This window comes from Pseudomonas sp. URMO17WK12:I6 (genome assembly GCF_003253625.1).
GTDB lineage: Bacteria > Pseudomonadota > Gammaproteobacteria > Pseudomonadales > Pseudomonadaceae > Aquipseudomonas.
The window spans coordinates 1-12,857 of sequence record NZ_QKYZ01000033.1 but is presented as its reverse complement, the minus strand read 5'-3'; the positions used below and the strand labels follow the sequence as shown (position 1 = coordinate 12,857).

The following is a 12,857-nucleotide window of genomic DNA, read 5'->3' as shown; positions in this document are numbered from 1 at the left end:
CACACAGACGCGGGATGGAGCAGTCTGGTAGCTCGTCGGGCTCATAACCCGAAGGTCGTCGGTTCAAATCCGGCTCCCGCAACCAAACATCAAAAAAGGCTACTCGAAAGAGTGGCCTTTTTTGTATCTGTTGAAAAAGTCCTTTCGCAACAATGATCTGTCACTGTGCAGTGAGCCGTTCAGGGTCGCCAGACTGTGAGTTCAGACCTAGGCTGAACCGCAAGGAAAACCCTCGACGACTGGTGATGCGCCATCGCCGATACCCGGTGAGACGCGTTAATATTTGTGATTATTTTTTTCTACAGGGATTGGTAACTTGGCTGGATACCCCCATCCTGTCGCGCACAATCCAAGAGGTGATTGATGCGCGCCAACTCGTCTGATCCACAAGACACCGTCACAGCGACACAACCGATCAAAGCTGAGCGTCTGCGCTTGCTGGATCGAATCAGCAAATACCGTCAACCCATCGGTCTGGCGGTCACTTTGCTGCTGTTCGCCATCGCGCTGATTGCCTGTCGTCACCTGCTGAGCGAACTCGATCTGTACGCGCTGCACGACTCGATCCTGGAAGTGCCGAGACCGGCCTTGCTGGGAGCGTTAGGCGCGACCGTCGTCGGCTTCATCATTCTGCTGGGTTACGAATGGTCGGCCAGCCGTTATGCCGGCGTGACACTGGCGCCGCGAGTCGTGGCGCTGGGGGGCTTCACCGCCTTCGCCATCGGCAATGCCATCGGTCTGTCGCTGCTGTCGGGGGGCTCGGTTCGCTACCGTCTATATGCACGGCATGGCGTGGGGGCTTCGGAAGTCGCGCACATGACGCTGTTTGCCAGCCTCTCGCTCGGCTGCGCCCTCCCGCCCCTGGCCGCCCTCGCCACCCTCAGCAACCTGCCCGCCGCCTCGCTGGCCCTGGGTTTCTCCGAGACGTTGCTGGGTGCGATTGCAGGGGCCGTGCTGCTGCTCGCCACGGTACTGGCGATCGGTATCTACCGCCGTCGCTTGCCGGAACAGCCTTACCCGGACAACCTACTGGTCAAGGTCGGCCGCCGCACCTTGCGCCTGCCGGGCCGCCGCCTGACCTTCCTGCAACTGGTCATCACAGCCCTGGACGTGGCCGCCGCCGCGACAGTGCTCTATCTGTTGCTGCCCGAAGCGCCACCCTTCGGTGCGTTCCTGCTGGTCTATCTATTGGCCCTGGCCGCTGGCGTGCTCAGCCATGTACCCGGCGGTGTCGGGGTGTTCGAAGCGATTTTGCTGGCGGCCTTCGCCGACAAGCTCGGTGCCGCACCACTGGCTGCCGCCCTGCTGCTCTACCGCCTGATCTACGTGATCTTGCCGCTGCTGGTGGCTTGCGTACTGCTGCTGATCAACGAAGGCCAGCGCCTGTTTCAGACACGCCAGACGCTACGCGCCGCCTCAGGCCTGGCCGCGCCGATTCTGGCGGTGCTGGTGTTCCTGTCCGGCGTGGTGTTGCTGTTCTCTGGCGTAACGCCGGAGATCGATACGCGTCTTGAACACATCGGCTTTCTGATCCCGCATCGACTGGTCGACGCCTCGCACTTCGGCGCCAGCCTGGTGGGCGTGCTCTGCCTGCTGCTGGCTCAGGGCTTGCGTCGCCGCCTGTCGGCCGCGTGGATGCTGACCACCATTCTGTTGTTGGTCGGCGCCGTGCTCTCTCTGCTCAAAGGCTTCGATTGGGAAGAAGCCAGCCTGATGACCCTGACAGCAAGTTTGCTGGGGGTTTTCCGGCGTTCGTTTTACCGTCCCAGCCGCCTGACCGAGCTGCCGTTTTCGCCGCTGTATCTGGTGTCGAGTCTTTGCGTACTCGGCGCATCGATCTGGTTGCTGCTGTTCGCCTATCAGGACGTTCCGTACAGCCATCAACTCTGGTGGCAGTTCACCCTCGACGCCGACGCCCCGCGAGGTTTGCGTTCGTTGCTGGGTGCCGCGGTGCTGCTGGTGGTGGTGTCCCTGACGTGGCTGCTGCGTACCGCGCGTCCGATAATCCACCTGCCAACCTCCGATGAACTGGAGCGCGCGGCTAATATCCTCATGGCCTCGTCCCAACCGGATGGCGGCCTGGCCCTGACCGGTGACAAGGCGCTGCTGTTTCACCCCAACGACGAGGCGTTCCTGATGTACGCCCGCCGTGGCCGCAGCCTGGTAGCGCTGTATGACCCGATCGGCCCGACCCAGCAACGGGCGGAAATGATCTGGCAGTTCCGTGACCTGTGCGATATCCACCACGCCCGCCCTGTGTTTTATCAAGTGCGTGCCGAGAACCTGCCGTACTACATGGACATCGGCCTGACTGCGATCAAGCTCGGCGAAGAAGCCCGGGTCGACCTCAAGCGTTTCGATCTCGAAGCCAAAGGCAAAGAGATGAAGGACCTGCGCTACACCTGGAACCGTGGCACCCGTGACGGCCTTTCGCTGGAGATCCATGAGCCGGGGCAAGCGCCGATGGACGAGCTCAAGGTGATTTCCGATGCCTGGCTGACCGGCAAGAATGTGCGCGAGAAAGGCTTCTCGCTTGGGCGTTTCAGCGATGACTACCTCAAGCACTTCCGTGTCGCGGTGATTCGTTTCGAAGGGCGCCCGGTGGCGTTCGCCAACCTGCTCGAGACCTACGGTCATGAACTGGCCAGCCTCGACCTGATGCGCGCACACCCCGACGCCCCTAAGCTGACCATGGAATTCATGATGGTCGGCCTGATTCAACATTATAAAAATCATGGATACGCGCGCTTCAGCCTGGGCATGGTGCCATTGTCGGGGTTGCAACCCCGGCGCGGCGCACCACTGACCCAGCGCTTGGGCTCGATGGTGTTCCGCCGTGGTGAGCAGCTGTATAACTTCCAAGGTTTGCGCCGCTTCAAAGACAAGTTCCAGCCTGACTGGGAACCCCGTTATATGGCCGTGCCCGCCGGACTCGATCCGCTGGTGGCCCTGGCCGACACTGCCGCCCTGATTGCGGGCGGCTTGACTGGATTGGTGAAACGCTGATGATTCAACGCTCCCTGCGGTACGTACTGGCCACACTGGTAGTGCTGGCCCTGATTGTCGGTAGCGGTTACTGGTACCTGAAACGCCCGGCACCCGAACCGACCCTCGAACTGCTGACGCCAGCCGATGGCGCCGCGATGACCCGCGTCATCCCCGGCACCACGCCGCGCGCGCAGGTGCTGGTGGCGGTCAATGAAGAGCAGAAGCTCAGCGATAAACAATTGATGACCCTGAGCCGCAGCGGCTCGGCGCAGATCGTCCAGGTGATCCTGCCCAAGGACTGCATCCAGCAAAGTCGCGCTCTGCAGGCAGGCCTCAGAGAGCTCAAAGGCCCGGCAACCCTGGTCAGCGGCATCGGCCCTGGCGCCGTGCTGGCGTGGCGCTGGCTGGCCGAGCAGAAGGACGACAAGGCCCAGGCCATTTCGGTTGACCTGGCCCTGGAAAAACCTGGCTGCACTCATCTGCTGCCAAAAAGTGCCGCCCACGGTCACTGGCTGGTGGCCTGGAACGACAACCCGGACGACACCAGCGCCGGCTTCGTGCGTGACCAGCCCAACGCCGAAACCAGCATCAGCGACTACGACATCAACCTGCCGCAAGTGCTGAACAACGAACTGCGCAAAACCCTCGTCGGTGGCGATAAAGCCGCTGGCGGCCTGCAGATTCCGGTGGTCGAAGTGCCAGCCGGCCAAGCCAAGGACACCGTGACCCTATTCCTCTCCGGCGACGGCGGCTGGCGCGACCTGGACCGCGACGTGGCCGGCGAGATGGCCAAGATCGGCTACCCAGTGGTCGGCATCGACACCCTGCGCTACTACTGGCAGCACAAGAGCCCGGAACAAAGCGCCCTGGACCTGACCGAACTGATGCAGCACTACCGGCAGAAATGGGGCACCAAGCGCTTCATCCTGACCGGCTACTCATTCGGCGCCGACGTTCTGCCAGCCATCTACAACCGCCTGCCGGAAGCCGAACAGCAGCGGGTCGACGCAATCATCCTGCTGGCCTTCGCCCGCACCGGTAGCTTCGAGATCGAAGTCGAAGGCTGGCTCGGCAACGCCGGCAAAGAAGCCGCCACCGGCCCGGAAATGGCCAAGCTGCCGCCGGCGAAAGTGGTGTGCATCTACGGTGAGGAAGAAGTCGACGAGAGCGGCTGCACCGACAAGACCGCCGTGGGCGAAGCGATGAAACTGCCTGGCGGCCATCACTTCGACGAGAACTACCCGGCGTTGGCGCAGCGATTGGTGGATGCCATCGTGAAGCGTCAAGCGAAGGAGACGGCGGCTCAGGAGTGATCTGAGTCCCCGGACACAAAAAAGCCCCCGACACCTTATGGTTGCGGGGGCTTTTTCATTAGCACGCAATTTAACCGCACCACAGGGGGCTGCGCTGAACTCAGATAAATGGGGACATGTTTAGTCTCGTTTACAGAAGGTGTCACAATATCGGATGACGCCCGCAGACCTTGTAGGCAAACTCCGAATCTTTCTTTTTGGGCACTTTGCCGTCTTGTTGCGTTTTTCTTCGACGGGATACTCTCGGACGTCGCTGACCATTCAGCGATCGGGCTTGGAAACCCGTCGGATACTAGCCGCAACAGCGCCCCTTCATGATTGCATGCGTTTTTTGTGATCATGAGTTATGGCAGCTGTGCGTGGGACGCCCTCGGGCGTGCCGGTTTCCTAGTTCCCGGTTTCCAACCTGCGTACAGCTGTCACCCATTCGCTTGGAAACGAATGAGTCAGCTCCTCAACTAGGATTTTTGACTATGACTAAAATTGATGTTTCCGCGATTTCAGAACTAAAAACCCTTGGCTTCACCCCTCTCATCTACTGCTCGGATCAGGCGTTGTTCAACGTCCGCGCCGACGTCCCCATTGTTGATGCCTTGTCACAAGCCTCCGACCTGCTGTTCCTCGTCAGATCATTTACCGAGGATGCAGCCTACGCAAAAGACACCGACCGCCACGCCTGGGCCGCGCATTATTTGACGGCGATGAGTAAGGCGGTGATTGATGATGTGGTGAAGGTGCTGACACCGCGACCCGCCCGAACAAAGACCGAATCTGAAGAAGAGTTGCCTGAAAGCAAGTAAAGGCACAGACACAAAAAAGCCCCCGCTACCTTCATGGCAACGGGGGCTTTTTCATGGGGCTTACATCTCGACCTGGGTACCCAACTCAATCACCCGGTTCAGCGGCAGATTGAAGAAACGCAGGTTGCCATTGGCGTTTTTCAGCATGAAGGCGAACAACGCCTCGCGCCAACGGGCCATGCCTTCGAGCTTGGAGGCGATGACTGTCTCGCGGCTGAGGAAGTACGTGGTGCGCATCGGGCTGAAGTCCAGGTTATCGAGATGACACAGCTTCAGTGCTTGCGGCACGTCCGGCTCGTCGGTGAAACCGAAGTGCAGGATGACCCGGAAGAAGCCTTCGCCGTAAGAATCGACCTCGAAACGTCGTTGCGGCGGGACGCGCGGGATGTCTTCGTACACCACTGTCAGCAACACCACTTGCTCGTGCAGCACCTGGTTATGCAGCAGATTGTGCAACAACGCGTGGGGCACGGCATCCGGGCGAGCGGTAAGGAACACAGCGGTGCCCTGGACCCGATGTGGCGGTTGCACGCGGATACTGCTGATGAAGATCGGCAGCGGCAGCCCGCCTTCGTCCAGGCGATCCACCAGCAGTTGCTTGCCGCGTTTCCAGGTAGTCATCAGGACGAACAGTGCTATACCGGCGATCACCGGGAACGCGCCACCCTGAACGATTTTTGGCACGTTGGCGGCGAAGTACAGACCGTCCACCAACAGAAAGCCGAGCAACACCGGGACCGCAAGAACCGGTGGCCACTTCCACAGCAGCAGCATCACCGCCGACACCAGAATCGTGGTCATCAACATGGTCCCGGTCACCGCCACGCCGTAGGCCGAGGCCAGGGCGCCGGAGGACTCGAAGCCCAGTACCAGCAGGATCACGCCGACCATTAGCGCCCAGTTCACCGCGCCGATATAAATCTGCCCTTGTTCGGCACTGGAGGTGTGCTGAATGCGCATGCGCGGAATGTAGCCGAGCTGGATCGCCTGGCGGGTCAGGGAGAATGCACCGGAGATGACCGCTTGCGAGGCAATCACCGTGGCCATGGTCGACAACGCGACCAACGGGATCAGCGCCCAGCTTGGCGCCAGCAGATAGAACGGGTTGCGGGCGGCTTCCGGATCACCGAGCAGCAATGCGCCCTGACCGAAGTAGTTCAGCACCAGTGCGGGCAACACCAGGATGAACCAGGCCCGAGCGATCGGCTTGCGCCCGAAGTGGCCCATGTCCGCGTACAGCGCCTCGGCACCGGTCAACGCCAGCACCACGGCGCCAAGAATCGTGATCCCCATGCCTGGATGGTCCATGAAGAAGCGTACGCCCCAGACCGGGTTTATCGCCTGCAACACTTCCGGGTGTTGGTTGATGCCGTACACGCCCAGCGCGCCGAGTACCAGAAACCAGGTGACCATGATCGGCCCGAACAGAATGCCGATCCGGGCCGTACCATGACGCTGGATCAGAAACAGCGCCACCAGCACGATCAACGACAGCGGCACCACCCAATGGTCAATGCCTTCGAAGGCCAGCCCCAGCCCTTCGATCGCCGAAAGAACGGAAATCGCCGGGGTGATCATGCTGTCGCCGTAGAACAGCGCCGTGCCGATCAGCCCGCAGACAACCAGCAGCGTGCGCAATTTTGCATGCCCCCCCGCCGCTCGTCGTGCCAGCGCGGTCAAGGCCATGATCCCGCCTTCGCCCTGGTTGTCAGCACGCAGCACGAACATCATGTATTTGATCGACACGACCCAGATCAGCGACCAGAAGATCAGCGCCAGAATGCCCAGCACGCCGTCATGGTTGACGGGCACGCCATAGCCACCGGAAAACACTTCTTTTAGGGTGTACAACGGGCTCGTGCCGATGTCGCCATAAACCACTCCGACCGCCGCAACCAGCATGCTGATCGGCTTCGCCGCCGAATGTCCACCGGCTATCGCCTGACTACTTGCCTGCCCCATCCATCACTCCTACTACTCAGATCCGGGCTTCTTCAAAGAAGCACTATGATTTGTGGTGCAGCATGCACTGTTTTACTTGTTGTTACAGACGATTTATTGACTGTAAAAAATCGGTAAAGCGTAAAGGCGCGAAGCATAGCGCAGCACTCGTCGTATTTCCCTGCATAAAGCTGGTCAAGTGCGCCGCCCATCGTTAGAATTGCGCACTTTTTGACCAGAGGGTGCAACATAGCGCCCGTCTGTCGCCTTGCCGTCATCGGCTGGAGGCGTCACAAATACCGAGGTTAGACATGTCCACCACTCCTGCGCCGGCCAATCCAAAGGTTGGCTTCGTATCCCTGGGTTGCCCGAAAGCACTGGTCGACTCCGAGCGCATCCTTACCCAGCTGCGCATGGAAGGCTATGACGTTGTGTCCACTTATCAGGACGCCGACGTCGTGGTGGTCAATACCTGCGGCTTCATCGACTCGGCCAAGGCTGAGTCCCTGGAAGTGATCGGCGAAGCCATCAAGGAAAACGGCAAGGTCATCGTGACCGGCTGCATGGGCGTCGAAGAAGGCAATATCCGTAACGTGCACCCGAGTGTGCTGGCCGTGACCGGTCCGCAGCAGTACGAGCAAGTGGTCAACGCCGTGCACGACGTCGTGCCGCCGCGTCAGGATCACAACCCGCTGATCGACCTGGTGCCGCCGCAAGGGATCAAACTGACCCCGCGCCACTACGCCTACCTGAAGATTTCCGAAGGCTGCAACCACAGCTGCAGCTTCTGCATCATCCCGTCGATGCGCGGCAAACTGGTCAGCCGTCCGGTCGGTGATGTTCTTGACGAGGCCCAGCGCCTGGTCAAGTCCGGTGTCAAAGAGCTGTTGGTGATTTCCCAGGACACCAGCGCCTATGGCGTCGACGTGAAATACCGCACCGGTTTCTGGAACGGCGCGCCGGTGAAAACCCGCATGACCGAACTCTGCGAAGCCCTGAGCACCCTCGGCGTCTGGGTTCGCCTGCACTACGTTTATCCGTACCCGCACGTCGACGAGCTGATCCCGCTGATGGCCGCCGGGAAAATCCTGCCGTACCTGGACATCCCGTTCCAGCACGCCAGCCCGAAAGTCCTCAAAGCCATGAAACGCCCGGCTTTCGAAGACAAGACCCTGGCGCGCATCAAGAACTGGCGCGAAATCTGCCCGGACCTGATCATCCGTTCGACCTTCATCGTCGGCTTCCCCGGCGAAACCGAAGAAGACTTCCAGTACCTGTTGAACTGGCTGACCGAAGCCCAGCTGGACCGCGTCGGCTGCTTCCAGTACTCGCCGGTCGAAGGCGCACCGGCCAACGATCTGGACCTGGAGATCGTTCCGGACGACGTCAAGCAAGACCGCTGGGATCGCTTCATGGCGCACCAGCAGGCCATCAGCTCGGCACGCCTGCAAATGCGCATCGGCCGTGAGATCGAAGTGCTGGTGGACGAAGTCGACGAGCAAGGCGCGGTTGGCCGCTGCTTCTTCGATGCCCCGGAAATCGACGGCAACGTGTTCATCGACAATGGCAGCAACCTGAAGCCGGGCGACAAGGTCTGGTGCAAAGTGACTGACGCCGACGAATACGACCTGTGGGCTGAACAGATCTAAACGCAAAAAATACGAAAAGCCCTGCTCTCTTGACGAGATGCGGGGCTTTTTTACGTCTATCGTTTTGTGGGAGAAAAAACTCGCAGCCTTACGGGAACGGCTCTTAACAGAAGGAGCAAGCGGCCATGCGCCAACATTCGGTCATTTACACACCGAAACAGAGCGACTACGAAGAACTCACCCGCGTGTGGGAAGCCTCGGTGCGCGCTACCCATGACTTTCTGCCCGACAGCTACATCGAACTGCTGAAGAACCTGGTCCTGACCCGCTACCTCGACGCCGTCATGCTGATCTGCACCAAAGACTCGCGCCAGCGCATCACCGGGTTCGCCGGCGTGGCGGCGGGCAAGATCGAAATGCTGTTCATCGATCCGGATCACCGTGGCCAAGGCCTGGGCAAGCAATTACTGCGCTATGCCCTGGAACACCTGAACGCCGATGAGCTGGACGTCAATGAGCAGAACCCACAGGCCCTGGGTTTTTACTTCAAGCAGGGCTTCGAGGTGATTGGTCGTTCGGAGCATGACGGTATGGGCCAGCCTTACCCGTTGCTGCACATGCGTTTGCGCCAGGGCCAGCAACTGGCGCGCAACGGCTGACACACCATGGCGCCATGTGGGAACGGGCTTGCTCGCTCCCACATTAAAAACACATGAGGCAAATGGACCCGCGATTAACCGGCGCCAGGCAGGTACAATGCCCACCCCTTTTTTGTTACGGCCCTGTCATGACTGACCCGATTCGTCTCTCCAAACGCCTCATCGAACTCGTCGGCTGCTCCCGTCGGGAGGCTGAGCTGTTCATCGAGGGCGGCTGGGTCACCGTCGACGGTGAAGTCATCGACGAGCCGCAGTTCAAGGTCGACACCCAGAAAGTCGAGCTCGACCCAGAGGCCAAGGCCACCGCGCCGGAGCCGGTGACCATCCTGATGAACGTTCCGGCAGGCATGGACGCGGACAGCGCCATGGCGACCCTCAGCGCCGCGACCCTGAGCGAAGAACACCGCTACGGCAAACGTCCGCTCAAGGGCCACTTCCTGCGCCTGACCGCCAGCGCCGACCTGCAGGCCAACGCCAGCGGTCTGCTGGTGTTCACCCAGGACTGGAAAATTCTGCGCAAACTCACCGCCGATGCCAGCAAGATCGAGCAGGAATATGTGGTCGAGGTCGAAGGCGACATGGTGGCTCACGGCCTCAACCGCCTGAACCACGGCCTGACGTACAAGGGCAAGGAACTGCCGCCGGTCAAGGCCAGCTGGCAGAACGAAAACCGCCTGCGCTTTGCCATGAAAAACCCACAACCGGGCGTGATCGCCCTGTTCTGCCAGGCCGTCGGCCTGAAGGTCGTCGCCATCCGCCGCATCCGCATCGGCGGTGTGTCCATCGGCAAAGTGCCGTTGGGGCAATGGCGCTACCTGTCCGGCAAAGAGAAGTTCTAAGGCTTTTCCCGCCGCCATACATTTCGGCGCCGCAGCTTCATGCGGCGCCCACAGCGAAATATCAGGACTGCACACATGATTCATAACGACGTACTGCGCAGCGTGCGCTACATGCTCGACATCAGCGACAAGAAAGTCATCGAGATCATCAAGCTCGGCGGCATGGACGTCACGCTGGAAGACCTGGTGACGTACCTCGACAAGAAAGAAGAAGACGAGGAAGGTTTCGTACGCTGCCCGGACGAAGTCATGGCGCATTTCCTCGATGGCCTGGTGATCTTCAAGCGTGGCAAGGACGAAAGCCGTCCGCCGCAGCCGATCGAAGTGCCGGTGACCAACAACATCATCCTGAAGAAGTTGCGCGTCGCCTTCGAACTGAAGGAAGACGACATGCACGCCATCCTCAAGGCCGCCGAGTTCCCGGTGTCCAAGCCTGAACTGAGCGCACTGTTCCGCAAGTTCGGCCACACCAACTACCGCCCGTGCGGCGATCAATTGCTGCGCAACTTCCTCAAAGGCCTGACCCTGCGCGTGCGCCCCCAGTAAATCGCGCCGCGCTTGTAGGAGCCGGCTTGCTGGCGATGGCGATCTTGAGAACGCCATCGCCAGCAAGCCGGCTCCTACAAGCGCGGTCGCAGACCAATCTGTATAGATGTTCATTCCGCGCAAAAATAGTGGCTCCGCTTTCGGCGGCTGAAGACTAGGGTGTATTGACCCTCAGCTCTCAGGACTCGCCATGCATCCCTACTTCTCTCTGCAAGGCCGCACCGCTCTGGTGACCGGCGGCACCCGCGGTATCGGCAAAATGATCGCCAAGGCTTATGTCGAGGCCGGCGCCATCGTGTACGTGTGCGCCCGGGATGCCGAAGCCTGTCAGCAAACTGCCGATGAGCTGAGTGCCTTCGGGATTTGCCACGCCGTGGCCGCCAACCTGGCTCATGAAGAAGGCGTTCAGCAACTGGCTGCGCAATTGAGCGAACAAATTGGTCAACTGGATATTCTGGTGAACAATGCCGGTACCACCTGGGGTGCGCCGCTGGAGAGTTATCCGGTCAAGGGCTGGGAAAAAGTCATGCAGCTCAACGTGACCTCGGTGTTCAACTGCATCCAGCAATTTCTACCGCTGCTGCGCAAGGCCGGTTCGGCGGCGAATCCGGCACGGATCATCAACATCGGTTCGGTGGCCGGGATTTCTTCCTTCGGCGAACAGGCGTATGCCTACGGCCCGAGCAAAGCCGCCCTGCATCAACTGTCGCGGATTCTGGCGCGAGAGTTGGTGAGCCAGCACATCAACGTCAACGTAATCGCACCGGGACGTTTCCCGAGCAAGATGACTCAGCACATCGGCAACGATGAGCAGGCGCTGGCCGAGGACACGGCGTTGATTCCGATGAAGCGCTGGGGCCGGGAGGAAGAAATGGCGGCGCTGGCGATTAGCCTGGCAAGTACGGCCGGGGCGTATATGACCGGGAATGTCATTCCTTTGGATGGCGGGTTTAGTCTCTAGATCGGCGGCGCGGCTATCGCGGGCAAGCCACGCTCCCACAGGTTTTATGCCGTACATAACATTTGCGTTCACTCGAGAACCTTGTGGGAGCGTGGCTTGCCCGCGATGACGGAGTAATAGGCAGCACCGATCTCGAGGCCGCTCGGGTTATCATGCCGCCCTAATCCCGGCCTCGACCCCAGACCATGACCTACAGCGTTTCCCCCATCGGCTTCGTGCGCTCCTGCTTCAAGGAGAAGTTCGCCATTCCGCGTCAACCGCAACTGGCCCCGGCCGCTCGGGGCGTACTGGAGCTGGTAGCGCCGTTCGATCAAGGTGATGCGGTGCAGGGGCTGGAGCAGGTCAGCCATGTATGGCTGTTGTTCCTGTTCCATCAAGCGCTGGAAGAAAAGCCACGCCTCAAAGTCCGCCCGCCGCGCCTGGGCGGTAACAAATCCATGGGCGTGTTCGCCACCCGCGCGACGCATCGTCCTAACGGCATCGGCCAGTCGGTGGTCAAACTGGACAAGGTCGAAGCGAATCGACTGTGGATCTCCGGCATCGACTTGCTGGACGGCACGCCAGTTCTCGACATCAAACCCTACGTGCCCTACGCCGACATCATCGACACGGCGTCCAACGACATCGCCAGCGCCCCGCCGCTGCTGATTCCCGTGCAGTGGACGGACTCGGCCCTGCAACAGGCCCACGGCCACGCTCAGCGGCTTGGCGAGCCTCTGGTCGAGTTGATCGAGCAATGCCTGGCACAAGACCCACGCCCGGCGTACCAGATTCCTACGCCTGAGCGCGAATACGGCGCGCAGTTCTGGGATCTGGATGTGCGCTGGCATTATCCTGAGACGGGCGTGATCCGCGTCCTGGAAGTCATTCCCGCAAAAGCCTGAACCCCGGAAACGAAAAAGCCCGCATGACCTTCTCAGGTCATGCGGGCTTTTCTGTGCACTATGTCTCGTCCTGAATAAGGTTTACACCTTCTGACTTATCTTCAGGAGGAACCAATGGATACGGGGAAAAGGCGCAGCCAGCGAGATTACACGCTGGGCTTTAAATTGGCAGTCGTCGATCAGGTCGAAAAAGGCGAGTTGAGTTATAAAGAGGCTCAACGGCGCTACGGGATTCAGGGGCGGTCGACTGTGCTGGTGTGGTTACGCAAGCATGGGCGGCAGGACTGGAGCCAAGGCGCCTCTATTCGCGCCCAGAGGAGCCGACCGATGGACGAAC

10 protein-coding genes, 1 tRNA gene and 1 pseudogene are annotated in these 12,857 nt (G+C 60.4%); 11 read left to right on the top strand and 1 reads right to left on the bottom strand.

Annotated features, from left to right (window positions below; genetic code table 11):
• Positions 1 to 8: 8 nt before the first annotated feature.
• From F475_RS30095 to F475_RS30080, 4 genes are all read left to right on the top strand, one after another.
• Positions 9 to 85, top strand: a tRNA-Met gene (locus tag F475_RS30095).
• 278 nt (positions 86 to 363) lie between these two features.
• The gene (mprF, locus tag F475_RS30090; RefSeq protein ID WP_018926943.1) at positions 364 to 3,006 is read left to right on the top strand and encodes a bifunctional lysylphosphatidylglycerol flippase/synthetase MprF; all 2,643 of its coding nucleotides are present in this window, start codon (positions 364 to 366) and stop codon (positions 3,004 to 3,006) included.
• Positions 3,006 to 4,301, top strand: a complete 1,296-nt coding sequence (locus F475_RS30085) for a virulence factor family protein (protein WP_064619969.1) — start codon at positions 3,006 to 3,008, stop codon at positions 4,299 to 4,301. Before mprF ends, F475_RS30085 begins: the two co-directional genes overlap by 1 nt.
• A gap of 473 nt (positions 4,302 to 4,774) precedes the next feature.
• Complete coding sequence (locus tag F475_RS30080) at positions 4,775 to 5,101, top strand: DUF3077 domain-containing protein (RefSeq protein ID WP_111455440.1); 327 nt, start codon at positions 4,775 to 4,777, stop codon at positions 5,099 to 5,101.
• A gap of 60 nt (positions 5,102 to 5,161) precedes the next feature.
• Here the strand turns inward: F475_RS30080 and F475_RS30075 are convergent, their stop codons facing one another.
• Positions 5,162 to 7,063, bottom strand: a complete 1,902-nt coding sequence (locus F475_RS30075; RefSeq protein ID WP_018926945.1) for a potassium transporter Kup — start codon at positions 7,061 to 7,063, stop codon at positions 5,162 to 5,164.
• Positions 7,064 to 7,353: 290 nt separating this feature from the next.
• On the opposite strand from F475_RS30075, the gene rimO reads away from it, so the two are divergent.
• The 7 genes and pseudogenes from rimO to F475_RS30035 form a co-directional block, all read left to right on the top strand.
• Complete coding sequence (gene rimO / locus F475_RS30065; protein ID WP_018926946.1) at positions 7,354 to 8,691, top strand: 30S ribosomal protein S12 methylthiotransferase RimO; 1,338 nt, start codon at positions 7,354 to 7,356, stop codon at positions 8,689 to 8,691.
• A gap of 125 nt (positions 8,692 to 8,816) precedes the next feature.
• Positions 8,817 to 9,290, top strand: a complete 474-nt coding sequence (locus tag F475_RS30060) for a GNAT family N-acetyltransferase (protein ID WP_018926947.1) — start codon at positions 8,817 to 8,819, stop codon at positions 9,288 to 9,290.
• Between the two features lie 128 nt (positions 9,291 to 9,418).
• Positions 9,419 to 10,129, top strand: coding sequence for an rRNA pseudouridine synthase (locus F475_RS30055; RefSeq protein WP_019580978.1), 711 nt, complete (start codon positions 9,419 to 9,421; stop codon positions 10,127 to 10,129).
• 75 nt (positions 10,130 to 10,204) lie between these two features.
• Positions 10,205 to 10,675 (top strand): DUF1456 family protein, encoded by a 471-nt coding sequence (locus tag F475_RS30050; protein WP_018926949.1) that lies wholly within the window; start codon positions 10,205 to 10,207, stop codon positions 10,673 to 10,675.
• 190 nt (positions 10,676 to 10,865) lie between these two features.
• The gene (locus F475_RS30045; protein WP_018926950.1) at positions 10,866 to 11,636 is read left to right on the top strand and encodes an SDR family oxidoreductase; all 771 of its coding nucleotides are present in this window, start codon (positions 10,866 to 10,868) and stop codon (positions 11,634 to 11,636) included.
• A 185-nt stretch (positions 11,637 to 11,821) separates the two neighbouring features.
• Positions 11,822 to 12,520: a tRNA (N6-threonylcarbamoyladenosine(37)-N6)-methyltransferase TrmO gene (gene tsaA / locus F475_RS30040; RefSeq protein WP_018926951.1), complete on the top strand. Its 699-nt coding sequence runs from the start codon at positions 11,822 to 11,824 to the stop codon at positions 12,518 to 12,520.
• A 114-nt stretch (positions 12,521 to 12,634) separates the two neighbouring features.
• Positions 12,635 to 12,857: pseudogene (locus F475_RS30035) on the top strand (IS3 family transposase); the annotation flags it as partial.